19 protein-coding genes and 1 pseudogene are annotated in these 15767 nt (G+C 31.5%); 3 read left to right on the forward strand and 17 right to left on the reverse strand.

The window, feature by feature from the left end:
* Positions 1-19: 19 nt before the first annotated feature.
* From BM350_RS09400 to BM350_RS09445, 10 genes are all read right to left on the reverse strand, one after another.
* The gene (locus tag BM350_RS09400) at positions 20-745 is read right to left on the reverse strand and encodes a DUF975 family protein (RefSeq protein ID WP_090918299.1); all 726 of its coding nucleotides are present in this window, start codon (positions 743-745) and stop codon (positions 20-22) included.
* Positions 746-975: 230 nt separating this feature from the next.
* The gene (locus tag BM350_RS09405) at positions 976-1941 is read right to left on the reverse strand and encodes a DUF7018 domain-containing (lipo)protein (RefSeq protein ID WP_090918297.1); all 966 of its coding nucleotides are present in this window, start codon (positions 1939-1941) and stop codon (positions 976-978) included.
* 430 nt (positions 1942-2371) lie between these two features.
* Entirely contained in the window at positions 2372-2776 is a 405-nt protein-coding gene (locus tag BM350_RS09410; RefSeq protein ID WP_090918295.1) for a PH domain-containing protein, read from the reverse strand.
* Positions 2777-3032: 256 nt separating this feature from the next.
* Positions 3033-3341, reverse strand: a complete 309-nt coding sequence (locus BM350_RS09415) for a hypothetical protein (protein WP_090918293.1) — start codon at positions 3339-3341, stop codon at positions 3033-3035.
* Between the two features lie 112 nt (positions 3342-3453).
* Positions 3454-3711 carry a hypothetical protein gene (locus BM350_RS09420; RefSeq protein ID WP_090918291.1) on the reverse strand — a complete coding sequence of 86 codons (258 nt, stop codon included), beginning with the start codon at positions 3709-3711 and terminating at the stop codon, positions 3454-3456.
* A gap of 508 nt (positions 3712-4219) precedes the next feature.
* Positions 4220-4477, reverse strand: coding sequence for a hypothetical protein (locus BM350_RS09425; protein ID WP_090918289.1), 258 nt, complete (start codon positions 4475-4477; stop codon positions 4220-4222).
* A gap of 120 nt (positions 4478-4597) precedes the next feature.
* A complete protein-coding gene (locus tag BM350_RS09430) occupies positions 4598-4906 on the reverse strand; it encodes a hypothetical protein (protein ID WP_090918287.1) in 309 nt (102 codons plus the stop codon).
* Positions 4907-4933: 27 nt separating this feature from the next.
* Positions 4934-5341 (reverse strand): hypothetical protein, encoded by a 408-nt coding sequence (locus tag BM350_RS27470; protein ID WP_244547963.1) that lies wholly within the window; start codon positions 5339-5341, stop codon positions 4934-4936.
* A 327-nt stretch (positions 5342-5668) separates the two neighbouring features.
* Positions 5669-5926 carry a hypothetical protein gene (locus tag BM350_RS09440; RefSeq protein ID WP_090918285.1) on the reverse strand — a complete coding sequence of 86 codons (258 nt, stop codon included), beginning with the start codon at positions 5924-5926 and terminating at the stop codon, positions 5669-5671.
* A gap of 86 nt (positions 5927-6012) precedes the next feature.
* The gene (locus BM350_RS09445) at positions 6013-6330 is read right to left on the reverse strand and encodes a hypothetical protein (protein ID WP_090918283.1); all 318 of its coding nucleotides are present in this window, start codon (positions 6328-6330) and stop codon (positions 6013-6015) included.
* 630 nt (positions 6331-6960) lie between these two features.
* Here BM350_RS09445 and BM350_RS09450 point away from each other — a divergent pair.
* Positions 6961-7161 (forward strand): hypothetical protein, encoded by a 201-nt coding sequence (locus tag BM350_RS09450; protein ID WP_090918281.1) that lies wholly within the window; start codon positions 6961-6963, stop codon positions 7159-7161.
* Between the two features lie 107 nt (positions 7162-7268).
* Positions 7269-7502: a hypothetical protein gene (locus tag BM350_RS09455; RefSeq protein WP_090918279.1), complete on the forward strand. Its 234-nt coding sequence runs from the start codon at positions 7269-7271 to the stop codon at positions 7500-7502.
* Between the two features lie 762 nt (positions 7503-8264).
* Here BM350_RS09455 and BM350_RS09460 read toward each other — a convergent pair.
* From BM350_RS09460 to BM350_RS09480, 5 genes and pseudogenes are all read right to left on the reverse strand, one after another.
* Positions 8265-9254, reverse strand: coding sequence for a hypothetical protein (locus BM350_RS09460; protein WP_090918277.1), 990 nt, complete (start codon positions 9252-9254; stop codon positions 8265-8267).
* A gap of 284 nt (positions 9255-9538) precedes the next feature.
* Positions 9539-10441 carry a DMT family transporter gene (locus tag BM350_RS09465; protein ID WP_090918275.1) on the reverse strand — a complete coding sequence of 301 codons (903 nt, stop codon included), beginning with the start codon at positions 10439-10441 and terminating at the stop codon, positions 9539-9541.
* A gap of 243 nt (positions 10442-10684) precedes the next feature.
* Positions 10685-10795, reverse strand: a pseudogene (locus tag BM350_RS09470) (integrase); the annotation flags it as partial.
* A 351-nt stretch (positions 10796-11146) separates the two neighbouring features.
* Positions 11147-12175 (reverse strand): spore photoproduct lyase, encoded by a 1029-nt coding sequence (splB, locus tag BM350_RS09475; protein WP_090918273.1) that lies wholly within the window; start codon positions 12173-12175, stop codon positions 11147-11149.
* Positions 12172-12435 (reverse strand): transcriptional regulator SplA domain-containing protein, encoded by a 264-nt coding sequence (locus BM350_RS09480; RefSeq protein WP_090918271.1) that lies wholly within the window; start codon positions 12433-12435, stop codon positions 12172-12174. Before BM350_RS09480 ends, splB begins: the two co-directional genes overlap by 4 nt.
* 999 nt (positions 12436-13434) lie before the next feature.
* On the opposite strand from BM350_RS09480, the gene BM350_RS09485 reads away from it, so the two are divergent.
* Positions 13435-13995 (forward strand): hypothetical protein, encoded by a 561-nt coding sequence (locus tag BM350_RS09485; RefSeq protein ID WP_090918269.1) that lies wholly within the window; start codon positions 13435-13437, stop codon positions 13993-13995.
* Positions 13996-14065: 70 nt separating this feature from the next.
* Here the strand turns inward: BM350_RS09485 and BM350_RS09490 are convergent, their stop codons facing one another.
* Both BM350_RS09490 and BM350_RS09495 read right to left on the reverse strand, forming a co-directional pair.
* Positions 14066-14332, reverse strand: a complete 267-nt coding sequence (locus BM350_RS09490) for a hypothetical protein (protein ID WP_090918267.1) — start codon at positions 14330-14332, stop codon at positions 14066-14068.
* A 415-nt stretch (positions 14333-14747) separates the two neighbouring features.
* Positions 14748-15767: thiol-activated cytolysin family protein (locus tag BM350_RS09495; protein ID WP_090948227.1), on the reverse strand; the 1020-nt coding region annotated here is incomplete at its 5' end.

Genomic DNA, 15767 nt, shown 5'->3' on the forward strand with positions numbered 1-15767 from the left:
GAAACAAACAATATTTCTTCTAGATAGCTGTTTTTTCCTCTATAACTGTATCTCTATTCGCTAAATTCAAGTAGAAATGCGATATTGTTGTCATGTAATATGGATAGATCCAAAGATACCCAATACTAAGTGTAAAATACCCCAAAATAAACCATCCGATAAAACTTAAAGATAGTATGAATAAATCTAACTTATGTCCTTTCATCATTTCTTGACTCTTTTTAAGCGCTTCACTTGCCGTATATTCTGGATGATCTAACATGATATAGTAAGCCATAGAATAAGAGAAACATTTTATAATACCTGGAATAATTAATAATAAACTCCATAAAAATACGTATACACCCATTAATAACGCTAGCTTCATCGATCTAAATGCATTCTTTTTTCGGAATCCTTCAAATAAATCATCAATTGTAGTAGATTCTTTTTTCGCTAAACGCAATGTAACATTACAATACCCATAATATATAATGCCTAGTACAGCTATAAAAGCAAAGCATGCAATAACAAAAGTAAATGCATAAATTAAAAAGATTACCACACTTAACGTTTCTTCTCCTGTAATTGAAGCATTAGACCCTATTATTGCAGCCATCAATAAAATACTCAATAGAAAAATTGGAAGTCCTATAATAAGCATACCAATACCTGAAATGAGGTTATACAGAAGCGATGCCCCTACTCCCAAACCCCATCTACCTTTTAATGAAGATAAGGCCGCTCTTTTTAAATCACTAATCATTTTAATCCCACCCTCCCATTTATTTGTTACCCCTTGTATGAATAACAATATTACATATAGAATAATAACATTTTTTAACAAGATTAACATTATATATATATTTATTAATATAAAAACTTTAAAAACGAACCCACCCCAAGCTAAAAATCCAAAATACACCTCCATATGAATAAAGGACTAGGTTCATTACAAACCCAGTCCCTCACACGAATTGTTCTTACTGTTTTATTTTACTGTTGTTTTACATATCTAGTTGTAGCTTTTGAATTCTCATTAAATAATTGCAAATGCTTTGTGTCATAGTTTTGTACTTTGTAATCTATGTCTTTATGAACAACTTCTGCTACTACTCCATTTGCCATTTGCTTTGAGATATGTAGTTTTAACATCATATTAGACTTATCGTACTCCCATGTACCTTCGATATAGTTTGTTTTATTTGGATAATCGCCTGCGGTATATACCTCAAATGTCTTAGGGCTTCCACCTTTTAGGATGAATAACGGTTTGAATCCATCATCACGGTTTACACCCCAGTTGGCAATTAACTCTGTACCATCTAGTACGTTCTTTTGAACCGCATCATAGTCTACCCCTGAACCACTACTTGTATCCTTTAGGTCTTGAGATGATACCCCTCCACCTTTGGACTTTGTTATTTCGTTTTTCATTTCTTTGTAGACTGCAACCCAGTACTTGTCACCCTCTTTGATAATCTTCTCAGCCTGTTCAATAATTTCCTTGTCTGTTCTCTTATCATTTGAGTTTGACTTATCTCTTGTATGAGCGTCTTTTACCAATGCAAATGCTTTCTTATACTTTACGATTGCTTTCTCAATATCTTTTTGGTCGTCTACATATTTATTAGGTGGGTCAATTGCTTCAAACTTAGCAATTACTTTGTTTACTTCATCTATACTATCTAAGATGTCTTGATTCGTTTTCTTACCGTCAAAGGCTTCCTTTACCGTATTACTAAACGTTGAGAATGCTTTATCAAACTCATTACCTAAGTCTACTAAATATTGAGGATAGTCTTCTGCTAAGACTCTTACTTTCTTAACATCAGATTTTGTTTCTTTAGCTTCTGCTTTAGACTCAACTTTATCTTTTGGTTTGTCTGTTGATGCACCTGTTCCGCAACCACCTAATAACATCAATGGAATTGCAAAACATAGTAGTTTATTTACTTTCATGGATACCCCTGCCTTTTCTGTTTTTATTTTTCCTTCCCTTCCTCTTTATGGTAGCATCCACCTTATTCATCGTCAAAACCCTCTTGCATACTTTCTGATATCCCCTCTTTATCCCCTAATGAACTTGGACACTTAATAAGAGGACATTTATTATGCAAAAAAGAAGCAACCTGACAAAATAAAGAGCAATTCTATGAAACAATAAGTTAAGGATAGTATGTGTCTGAGATCAGGGAATGAATCCGCTTTCATAATAAAATAGTTAACAAATATAGAGTTCATACTTGTTAACTATATAAATGCCAATTAAAAATCCCTTCCCTTTTAGGGAGGACGAGAGCATCTGGCCGTGCATAGAAGCGGTTAGGATCTTTTCCTGCCACATGCGAAGTAAAAACAGAAAGGGCAAACGAGTGTCTGCTACTTTTTATTAACCATACAATTTTTCTAACTCAACTAAACCCTTTTTGTGATTTGATAAACCAACTGTGAAACTGTTCAGTTTCATTTCTAGTATCCCTTTGTCCTCTTTTAACTTTAAAGTGATATTGGATTTAAGGATACCCCTCTTTACACTTACTTTCTCTACTTTATCTAAATCTAAGTGAGTAATATTTTCAGTGACATTACCAGTTGCAGGACTTAACTCTATTAGTAAGATTCTCTTATTTGTGAACCCTACAAGGTAATGTTTATTTAAGCCAAGTGCACCCAAACCAAAAGCTAAGCATTGAAAGGTAGATGCCATTTTCATAACATAGAAGTAATGAACATAAGTCTCACCTTCTACCATTAGTTTATCGAATACTTTGTCTGCATTTGTATTAGTTAACATATTCCATTCCCCTTTTTTATATTAAAATAATGATTATTTTAACCTTAAATTTCTAAACTAACCATAATTAAGCACCATATCCACCTTACATTTTACAAATTTACATGTCAATTTAAACATGCAAAAAAGCACTCATTGCCTATAGAAGACAAACAAGTACTTTAAGTTCATGTGTTTTTAAATAGTATTCTGAAAAGGCTAAGTCTATGGTACTTCTTTCAAAACGACAAACGATTTCTAATACAATCTATCAATTTCAAATAATAAATGCAATTTGATTTGGTAAATCAATATTTTTTAAGTTTGCCATTCCACCACACTCTTCAACTTGCTTATATACTTTAAACATACATTTATAAAATAATGGGAAGTGTTTTTTAGGCATATCATCAAGTAAAACATAACCTTCTTCAATCGTTAACTTATCTTTCAAAACCTTAAAACGCCATCTTTCGTACAGTTCTGGAAATTGATCACACATATCAATACTAGGACCAAAACTATAAATTGCATATTCGCTATTGTCTAGTTCTTTTGTTATTATAATCGTTGGATATCTTCCCATTTCAATTTACTCCTTAATTAAACGCTTTATCTAAAGAGATTTTAAAATGTGTATCAAGTGGACTCATGGACTCTGTATACAAAGGAGCCAACTTTTATATTTGTTCATTTCATTATGCTTCATATGCCATGCTATCAGGAAATCCTTCATTCCTTTTCAGACATCGTACAATTCTAGTACATGCACAATCAAAATAATATTTTCTCATTGTTTCTGATTTCACTGGAGCTTGCTCTAAATCATAAAACATCCTTTCCTTTTTATTAAAATACATTTTTCCGACTTTATCGGGTGATTCAGAAGGATAGTATTGATAAACAACTATCTCTTCATCTTCAAATTCTTTAGTCATTGCTAAACATACCGCCATATATAAAGGCCTCCTTATATGTCTTTCATATATTCCAATATTTTCAGCTATAGCTTTAATATCAAGTCGATTTTCTTATTTCTTCATATGTTTTATCAAATATCCCTCTCTACGAAAAAACTCATCTACAGAAATACTACCATTTCTTACACCGAAATGAATATAAATTGAATAATCTACTTTTGAGACTTTTTTATGCCCCTACTGTTTTAGTGGTCATATTGAACCCTTTACCAACTGCTGTCAAACCGGCCACCGCCATGGATCCAGATAAAAATTTGTCCCAATTAAACCATTCAAATCATGGAAGAGCAAAACAAACAACCTAGTGGTTGAGCGTAAGATGTGCGGAAATAGGGATTAAAGAAGGAGATTATTGATGGCAATTCTAAACCACATAACGAAGTGAAAAAGGGCATATTGGTACACACACTACAACAATGTGCGAATAATGGGAGGAGGGAGGAACGCCGGCTCTTATGAATCAGCTTTTCATATATTTATTTGATTATACTCCGTATGTCATTTCTTCCAAGAATTCTCCACCACCCTTGATGCACTGCATTATTCTACTACATGCACAATAAAAGTAATGTTCGCTTGTTGCAACTGATTTTACCGGAACCGGATCTATTTCATGAAACATTTGCTCTTTTTTATGAAAGTACATTTTTCCAACTTTATCTGGATATTCTGACGGATAATACTGATATACAACTATTTCCTCATCTTCAAATTCTTTATTCATTGTGATATGAATTGCCATAATTTATCTCCTTTATTTTTATTCTCCTAATCTACTTTCATAAGTAAATCAACTGAAGGTAGAAAATAACCCCAAGAGCCTACAATGATTCTTGAGTCTAGTAGCTTATATTTCTAAAATTCACACGATAAACTCAAGGTATTCTGGAAAATCTATATTAGTCATATTTTCCATGCCACCATTTTCTTTTACGTGAACATACACTTTATGCATACATTTACATAATAAGGAAATGTGTTTATCGGGCATATCATCCAGTAAAACAAATGCTTCGTCAGGAGTAGTTTCATTCTTTAAAACTTTAAAACTCCATCTCCTATAAAGTTGTGGATATCTCTCACAAGAATGAATATCTGGACCAAAACTGTAAATTACATTTTCTTCATCCTCATTCTCTTTGATTATTGCAATCAATGGATATCTTCCCATTGTTCTAAACACTCCTAATTAAAAATTTTATGACTGTGAAAATAGAAATTCAGGAAATTCATCTAAGTTTGATGCATTTCTGACATATTTTTGCACAGCACCAACAGCTTTAAGAAAATAGTAATTTGCACCTTCACCTTTAGCCGGTTCTAATTCTACAGACTTTTTTGCTAGTTTATTAAATTGAATTTTCCCTGCTTTCTCTTCATCTTCACAAGGAAAAAAGCGATAAACAACTTCCTCTTTATTTTCATATTCTTTAAATAAATCTACACATACTCCCATATTATTAATTTCCTTTCTAATTAATCTATTACGATATAAGTTCTCATCTGGAAAATGCCTAAGTCTTCTTTGCATCGTTTTTTTATGGGCAGTCATAGCATTAATTTTGAAACCCCCTTCAAATCGGGATTCAAAAATCTCATCATGCAATAAGTCTATACTAATTGGAGGATATTCACTTAAAACTCGAACATTTCCAAGCTAATGTCAGAGCATAATCAGAATTAAAATAACCTTTACCAACCACTGCCATTCCTCCAGCTAAAAACCTGTCCTAAATAGACAATTCAAATCATAAAAGAACAAAACAAACAACCTAGTGATTTGGGGCAAGATGCGTAGAAATGTGGATTAGAGAAAGGTATTATTGATGACAATTCTAAAGACAGAGGACATATTGGTACACATGCTACAACTTAAATGGTCGTGTATTTAAGTAATGAAGAAAACCGCTTTTTCATACACTCGTTTATTTGACTATACTCCGTATGTCATTTCTTCTAAAAATTCCCCACCATTTCTAATGCATATTACTATTCTAGAACATGCACAATTAAAATAATGTTTTCTTGTTCCAACTGATTCTTCTGGAACAGGTTCTATGTCATAAAACATTTCTTCTTTCTTATGAAAATACATCTTTCCAACTTTTTCTGGAGATTCTGACGGATAATACTGATATACAACGATTTCGTCATCTTCGAATTCTTTATTCATTGTGATATGAATTGCCATAGTTTATCTCCTTTATTTTTATTCTTTATCTATATCAGGCATTTTTCAGGGACGACCTGATTTTATAGTTGTATTCATTAAAAGTTCTAAAGCAACTCAACCCCCACTTGTTTTGAAAACTTAATTTTTAATCTTTCATGATTACTAACACTAATTATCATATCATTTTCAATCTTCTTAATGCTTGTAACATTCTTAAAATCTCCAGCAAATACTATAAAATCATCGTATGTTATACTTACACTACATGTTTGTCCATAAACATCCATAGTTAAAATTAACTTAAAATTTTTATTATCCTTATAAGAATAAATGAATTCTCCTGCTTCTAAATGATCAGCTATACTAACTGGTTCACTCAAAAAAAGTTCCAATAGTTCATATTCATCATATTTAATAAACACTCTAACTCACTTCCTTGATCAGATTATTTTAGTATTACTATAATATTCCCAAGCTCATTTACAACCGCCTTTACATCTCTTATTTCATGAATAAAGATCCCTGTTCTATTTCACCTGCACCCTATATTTCGTAAAATAAAAAGCACTTGTACCCATATGAGACAATCAAGTGCTTTAAGCATGTAAGTTTTATATTGAAAGCATGAAAGTTTTTTGCTAAACACGATGCGTGTCTAAATCTGGTACGCCTTTTCTTTCATTCTATAACGATCCAATTCATCATTACCCAGGTCTAACAAATTAATACATTCGACATAATAATGGTTGATTACATATCTATTCTCTTCTGATTTTAAAAGTTATTATTTTCGTAAGAATGTATTTAAATGAACGGAATCATCAAGTACTACAATTTCTAATTTTTGTTTATGAAATATGAAGAGTCAATTTCGTAATCATTAAGATACCGACTCTTTCATAGCTATTCTTTTTGTAAATATTTTTTCACGATAAATTCAATTTTTTCTCTCATTTTTAAATTTTCATTGGTTGTTTTTTAATAATCCTACGCACATCTATTTAACAATTATAATATATTGTTAATGATTATACTATTAGGAGGGATATATAGTGGCATGTATAAATAGAAGCTGTTTCAATATTTGTTTAGAGACAAAGCTTAATCCTAATGGTGGTGCAGAAATTACTGTAAGGTGTAATGATGATTGTTCATCTGACTTTAATGTTATACCTTTTACAGCATGTTTTAATACCACTTTAAATAATGATTTTAGCTTTTCAACTGAATTAGCTGCCCTTATAAAGAGATAAACTACTAAAATTTCTCTTTATTTGTATGAAACTGATTGATATGCCGTGCCTCTCATTCTACATGCTGAATATCTTTATATAGAAGTGTTAGAAAGGAGGCAAAAACAATGGCATGTACTGCAGATAATGTTTGTTTTGATGTATGTCTTGTAGTTACAATTACTCCTGGTGGTGGAACAACATCGTCTGTAAATTGTGACGGAACATGTGGGACAGGCCCAAGTATAGTGATTAATCCAGACGGTTCAATTACTATCACATTACCATTGGTAGCATGTTTCTCAATCACATTAAATGATGATTTAAGTGTTGTATCTTCATTAACAAGTCTTTCATTTTAAACTTCTAAAGCTTGATATTAACTCTATGATGTTGAAGTAGAAAAAGATACTCATCTGAGTGTCTTTTTCTTTTTGTATCAATAATGAATATAAATAACTCAAAACATGTGAATAGAGTTATAACCTTCTATACATGTACATATTTTTGAGGGAAAATTGTTACATACATAAAGTTTTTGAGTTTAAAGGAACAGGGAAAACAATTGTTAGGAATATAAAATAACATGTTATTGTTATATCTTGTCAAAACAAATGAAGGAGAGAGCATAGTCGCTCTCTCCTTCATTTTCCTACTTAAAAAAAGCAAATTATAGGATATCTTTGTTTTTCCGAAGCATTTCTGCATACAAAGATACAATACATAAATATCAGTTATATTACAGATATAAATCATATTTTGAAATAAAGTTTGATTAAAAGCGCCTCACAAGCCAATATTTTATGGTAAATAAAAAGAATCCATTTTATTCTCGATGAAAGCTATGTAATACTTTCTCGTTTAGCAAATGCTTGGAGTAAATAAAGTGAAACTTCCGTCAGTGGGGTTTTCTTTATCCCCCACCTATCTTCTTTAGAAAAGCGGAAGCGGCTCGCCCAGAAGCGCAGGACGTTGGAGCCCGCGACAGAGAGGCGCTTTTTGCCTCGTCCGAGGGGGGCGGCGAAACGACCGGAGATTCTAGCCGCTAGAGCTGGACAATGCTTCTCTCTGAATCTTGAGGTGGGGGTCTTACTGCCCGTTAATGCGGGATAAACAATATATAATTACTTTTCAAGAAAATATTCTTTCATATAATCTTCAACACTATTACTTTTTTCCATATCTTCTGATGACATCCTACCTTCCCACTTCGTACCTTCTTTGTAGGTCAAGTTAATATTGAATTGTTTGTTATGTAGTTCTTCTTTCACCCAAGTGGCTACTTTGGTTAAATCCTCGATTAAATTTGGGTTGTTTTGATATTGCAACATACCATCATTAAAATCTAAGGTTACATTATACTCTGGACAGTCCCCATTTTTTGTATATGAACAAGTGATTTCTTTGAATATAAATCTTTCATTTTGAATTTCTTTTATTTTGTCATGAACTTGTGTTTGAATTAAATACGTCCAGTAATCTCTTGATGCGTTTTTCATTGCTAGTAGCAGATCCTCTTTCGTTGGATTTTTTTGTATTTTTGTATAATAAAATATAGTATGCTCACCTGTATTATCTTTTAGATTAAGCTCTGTTATTTTTTTATTATTCCTTTGAATGAGTTGTAATAAAGCAAAGAAGCGATCTAATTCTGTCGATTCAAATTGACTATAATCGATTTTATTATTCATTTTTAAAGTTAGTAGCAAATTATTGTTTAGGTATTCTTCAATATGATCAGTTATATATTGAATAGTATTTTCCTCTTCAAATTCCGAGAATCCTAACTTTTCGATTTCTTTCAGCGTTGGCTTGAATTTCTTATATGCTTCATATGCATTTTTACCATCTTTGTATTCATCACCTATTATTGTAGAATAAAATACACCATCTACTTCCACTCGGAATTGAATGTTTTTATTATCTTTTACTTGAACAGTATGATATACATGTCCCATATTCCCTGAATGTATTTCTTCCCAATCTGTTACAATAACATCAATCCCATATTTTTCTTTAAAGTATGTTTTTACCTCTTTTTCATTTTCATAGTTACAACCACTCAAAAATAAGAAACATACCACTAACAACATTACATTTTTCATTCTTTTCATATAACCCCTTATACTCCTTCCTTACGTAAGAAATGATTCCTGGTTGTGCAGCAAATTCAAAGCCATCTTTTCCCTAGTCCTATACTCTAACATACTGAAATCATTCAAGTTCCTGGCTTAATCATAAAACGCCCCATTTATTTTTCAAGATAATTCAAATTGTATTTCGTATTATAAATACCTATTTAGATTTAGTTACACAATAAAAACCAGAAAATTCATCGAATTCTCTTTCGACAAAATCTGGTTTTTCAATTAAAGCTACATACTTAATAGGCTAGATATTACACTTTTGAACTTTTAACTGGAATATTTAATTTCACTTTACGACTCGTTATATAGACTCCCATTAGTATAAAAGTTAATCCAATGATTAATCTCCAAGTTATATTTTCATTTAGAAGAATATATCCCCAGAAAATAGCTGATACCGGTACCAAATATGTAGATATGGAAGCAAAGTCTGGACTTCCTTTTTGGATCAAGTAAAAGTAAAGTAAATAAGCTATACCTGATCCAAATACACCTATTCCAATTAATGCTCCTATATGATGCCATGATATTTTAGTTAAAATTTGAATTGGTTCTTCTAAGAATAAGACTATAAAACCACTACATATACTACCGACCAATAATGTACCTAAAGAAATTTGAAACATTGATATTTCTTTAAGATAACGTTTTGTTATGTGCGTTGCTAAGCCGTAGCAAAACGTTGCTGTCAACATCGCGGCAAAATTTAATGAATTTACTGAAAAAAAATTAGATAGATGTACATCTGAGAGTATCAAAATACCTATAAATCCAATACATAAACCTATAAGTTGGTTACGATTAGAACGTACACCGAATAATAAAACCCCTAAAATCATTGTCCATAATGGTTGGGTTGCGTTTAACACAGAAGCTAAGTTACTAGTCAATTTTTGCTCGCTAAAACAAATAAGTGTCCATGGAATTAAAGTATTTAGTATTCCTACAGCAAATAAAGGTATAAAAGGAATTTTTCCTTTAAAAGATTTTCGGAAAAATGGTATAAGTACAATAAGTGTTATAGCTCCAAAAGTTGCACGTAAAAATGCTACAACTAAAGGATTGAAATCTACAATTAAAACCTTGAAAAAATAAAAAGATCCTCCCCAAATCAAGCTTAGTATAATGAGCGAAAAGTATAATTTACGAGACATTATTTCTCTCCTCTATATTTTTTGATATTAATAGCTTTTTATCTATATACATTTAGATATATTTTACATAAAATACAATATAATACCAAGAAAAAGAACCGCCATTACTATATTGCGGTTCTTTTTAATCGTCATGATTTTATATTACAACTATTTTTTTATTTGTTTAAAGGGTTCCATAATCATTGCCATCAAGTTAAGAAATTTAATGTTCACCAAAACAAAAAAGGAGATGAACCTCTATAAAATATAGTCTCTCTCTGAACAATGACGTTTAAGAGCCCACTTCATATCTTCAATTTGTTCTTTGCTACGGATAGGTTGGACATCAATAAGATGTCGTTTTTTGTTTATGGATTTTAGACCTCTTTATGTATAGTGTTTTGAATGTATACTTTTGTTGTTAATTTTGAGGATATCAGGGGATTTGTTGTGAAGTCAATGATTAAAGGAGATTCGAATGTAAACAAATAGTTGAAAGTTTACATTCGAGAAAAGTAAAAAAAGGGCCCTATTAATTTCGTACTCTTCTTCATTTTAGGGTAATTTTGAATTTTTAAGTTGATGGGGATGTGGCGATCCCTTTTATATAAAAAATCACTTTAACCTCTTGTAAGTAATCAATGGGTTAAATTGAGATACATTTAATTTGGCATTATAAACTGTCTTTTATTTCCAACACCTATATATTGTTGTAACAGAGTTTTATGTGAAATATTCTAATTTTGCATTGGGAAAGAACTTCTCCATATAAGAATAAAGATGATTTTTTATATCTTCTTCTTCTTCTTTTTGATAAATGTATTTTCCAATTCCGTATTTTCCCCATTTATATCTTCTTTTCTCTTCATCTAATTCCAATTTTGTCATTGGGTAATTTTTTTCAATCACTCTCTTAGCAGGCTTTGTAAAACGATGTTGAATAAATTCAAACGTCATATCATCACGTGCATCAGAGGGTAATTCAGCATCAAGACGCTCAAACATCTGATAGTACCCATCTTGCCAACCTTCATGAAGATAAATAGGAGCAACAATGAATCCGAGAGGATATCCTGCTCTTGCTACTTTTCCAGCTGCCTCAATCCTTTTAGCTAGGGGAGAAGTTCCTGGCTCAAAATTTTTAATAACATAATCAGCGTTTACACTAAATCGAAATCTTGTTTTTCCGTTATGTTTTGCATCAAGTAAATGATCTACATGATGAAATTTTGTAACAAACCTCAATTTTCCGTACTCGGATTCTCCGAAATGCTCAATTGCGCGTTTGAGAGTATGAGTCAAATGATCAATTCCCACAATATCGGATGTACAGGAGGCCTCAAACCTTGTCAGTTCAGGTGCGCGTTCCTCTATATATTTGTCAGCAGCTTCTAGGATTTCGTCAACATTTACATAGGTACGAATATATGGTTTACTTCCCATCGTTGTTTGTAAATAACAATAATGACAATGGCCCATACAGCCTGTTGCAAACGGAATAGCATACTCTGCTGAAGGTTTTGAGGTATCAAATTTTAATGTTTTTCTAACGCCAACGACAAGGGTAGATTTTGCTACCCGATACTTTTGAAAATCGTTTTCTCCTGGGAGATCCCTCACCTGATTATGAGAAGTAGTATGCCGAATTTCAACATCCATCTTTGCAAATTTTTCATGAAGCTCTCTCCCTAATGGATAATCCAATGCTTTGGGTTCAAAGTATACAAGTTTAGGCATGAATGGATTATTCATTCTAGCACCTCCTCTGAAATATCCTCATAATAGTAGTTGTAAGCTTGGTTTGCCTCTTCTTCTGTAGAATAAACAGCCATTTCAGGTGAAAGTGGATAATAAGTTTCATAAAGAAACAATGCTAATTCATTAGGAGTATTAGGGTTATTTACAACAGCTGCGGCTTGTATATTTGCTACATCCTGAGTGTGGGGATTGCGATAAAAAACATAGACGATATCTCCAGCACGATAAGTTTTGCTTTCGTTAGACAATTCCATTCCATCACCTTTTCTTTTTATAAAATTTACTGTATAAGGTTATTCATTAATAAAATTTTCCCTTTAGGGTTTAGAATTATGTCATCTTTATTATGGAAAAATTAAATGGAGTCAATTAAATTTGTAGAAGATAATATTTTTAGGTAATTCATACTATTACTTCTTATGAGGGGTAATCACGGGGTTCTTGTTCTAGTCCGTCATAACATTCACAAAAAAATGGATTGTTGATTGCCAAAAGCACTGATTTTTGTGACAAAAATTGATTTTTTCATGTATGTTACATATATGGAGAAATTTTTGCAACGCTTACCTATGACTTGATTTTTATAGCGATACAACATTGCATATATTATGTTGCAAATAAATTTTCGATAATCTCGCAATATTTGTAGCGAAATAAGAAAAAGATTTTTGCAACATTAGAAGAAAGATAGTCAAGAACTCGTTTTCCCTTTTATTGGAATTCACATGAAAGATTAGAGCATCAGCCCTGTGACCATCCCTAATAAAAAACAAATTGAACATGCACTATCTTTATTAGAAGATCATTCTTATAATAAAGTTGAAGAAATAACAAGTATTAGGGGTCACCTTACATATCCATCAACTTAAGAATTTTATAACACCCCAAAAACAAAAAAATTGTACATTTTCAACTGGAGATGGCAATTTTCTCGTTTTGGGGTATTTGCTTTTCTTAACTTAATGGGCGTGTGGCGATACTCCCCTACCCATCAAGCTAAAATCTCATAATCCCCTCCATAACGAAAATTTTACCTTTTTACAGTTATTTATGAGATTTCGGCTCATTTTTTTCGTTTTGGGGAACAGTTCATTTCTTAAGTTGATAAACATGCAGCAGCACCCCTTTTATGGTGCCTCTTTTTTTCAAAAATATACATATTGTGTAAAAAATAGACATTTTTTACACAATATGTATATTTTATGTTATTATTATGAGGAGGGCGTAAAAAAATAAGAAAAGAGGTAATATAATTGTTTAAAAGAATAATAACAGCTTTTATAACACTTTCCTTATTAGTAACAACTGCATTCTCTCTCCAAGCATCCGCAGAAGAAAATACTACTAATGATATTGATCTTACACAAGAAGAAAAACAAGAAACAGAACAACTAGCTATTGAAATAGAAAAAGATTTGAAATTTTACTTTGAAGAAGTAGGAGAATTAACTGAATACGGTTATAAAATTACAAATCCGGCACTTTTTCAAGAGAAAATTTCAGCTAATGATCCAACTGCAATGAATATTGCTGAGATAATTGGATATAATCAATATAATAAATATGATAAAGAAATCCAAAGAAGTGCAGCATCTTTTGGTAAATGTGTTGCAAATAAATTTATTAATAGTTATGGAAGTATCGCTAGACAGTTCCTAACAGGAGCAATTTTTACTTATATCAAATCTAAACAATATGATTTAGCTGCAAGATTAATAGCTAATACATTAATTAAAGCTGGTTTTAAAGTAAATGCTGCTGGTATAGCAGTTGAAGCAGCTACATATGGATGGCAATGTAGAAACGAATGGTAATATAGTAATCTCTATCAATGCCCTCTAAAATAATAAAAGATCAAGTTCAAATTTTGAACTTGATCTTTTATTATTTGTTTTTCAAAATGTTATTAAGTTTTTTTTGATAATATTTTTGATAACTGTCTTTACTCATTTTTTTTATATTAAATCTACCAATCGTTTGTCTTACTTTTAAATCATGTATTATAAGATAAGCATTCTTTTCATCTTTGTATAAATTTTTAAACCATTCATATTTCTTCAATTCATTTATATTCCTAACTATATCCTCTTCACTTGGTTTAAAAAAAGGCAAATATATAAAAAGATTAAGTGTATCTAATAAAAACCACATATTTATTTCAACTCCTTATAAATTTTTTTGAAAATACTTTCTTTAATATCACTCCATATCTATTAATCTATTCTACAAAAAGGAAAAAATTCCTATTAAATCCCTATTAAATTCCAAATTATATTTATTTAAATAAAGTGAAACTTTAATCAGTGGGGGTTTTCTTCATCCCCCACTGATTATTAGTTGAATCAATCGGGCTTTTACGAGCAGTTTATCTCCCACCTTACTTCTTTGCTTTCGCTGAATTTTGAGGTGGGAGTATTACTGCCCGTTAATGCGGGATAAAATTTGGTTCAGATAGGCTTAATCATAGGATTACCCCAATTAGAGGAGTATGATATATTTGAAAAAACACCGATATACTTGCGACCAAGTAAAAAAGCGCCCTGTAAACAGGGCGCTGCACTTTTAATTAATGACTAATATTAGCACTTGGATATAATGTTGTTCCTCCAATTGAAACTTTCATTTCATTTGTTAATGGAACATTTTGTTCATTGATAATTGTTCTCCACCATTCCCATGCAAGACCTGTACATTCTCTTGCTACGACTTTTACATTTTTTGAATTCGCTGGAAGTGGTATAACTGTATTGAAATGAGCAGTTCTGTCTCTGCCGTTTCCTTCCCAAGTTTTATGAGTTAGTACTTCTTTTCCATTTTGATCATATGAGAATTCATCCCAAGATACATCAAATTGAGCAACATATGCACCAGTATGATCAAGCGTCATTTTCGCACTAGAATATTCTGTAGTTGTAGTCTCAATATAATCTGTATTGTTATGAACTGCAGCAGTTGCGTTATCTTTTAAGAAAGAGCTAGTATATGAAATTGGGTATGCTGGATTTTTAGAACTTAATTCTGCATTATCTTTAATGATATTGCGGATTTCATCAAAATCTTTTGTAACAACCTTGTTATGCTCTTTTGCATCTCCGCCTAATACTACAGCAGTAAAGGTACTGTCTTCAAAAATATCTTTGTACTGTCCACTCGCTTCAACGCCTTGACCCTTAATTAAAGCTTTAAAAGCAGTTTGTACATCTTTGCTCTTAGATGATGTTTCTAATTTCACATAAACTGTTCTACCATAAGCTACATTTGACACCATAACAGGCGGAGCCGTATTACTTACCCCTTTACGAGTTAACTCATCAAACGTAACACTATTATCAAAAAGATCTGATGGATTGTTAGGTAGTTCTGCACTTACGGTATAAAAGATTTGCTTATATGCCGCAACCATCACTTTTTTCTCTCCATTTGCAATCGCATTAAAATCAATGTTCAGTGAATTATCAAGATATTTAGCGTTAACATTAAGAGCACTTGCTATTTGAGATTTACTATACACCATAGATTCTGTATACTGCATTCTTGCAGGTAACGTATGTGTTTTTGAATACTTTTCATTCCAAGTAGATACTAA

Source organism: Bacillus sp. 103mf, assembly GCF_900116295.1.
GTDB lineage: Bacteria > Bacillota > Bacilli > Bacillales > Bacillaceae_G > Bacillus_A > Bacillus_A bruguierae.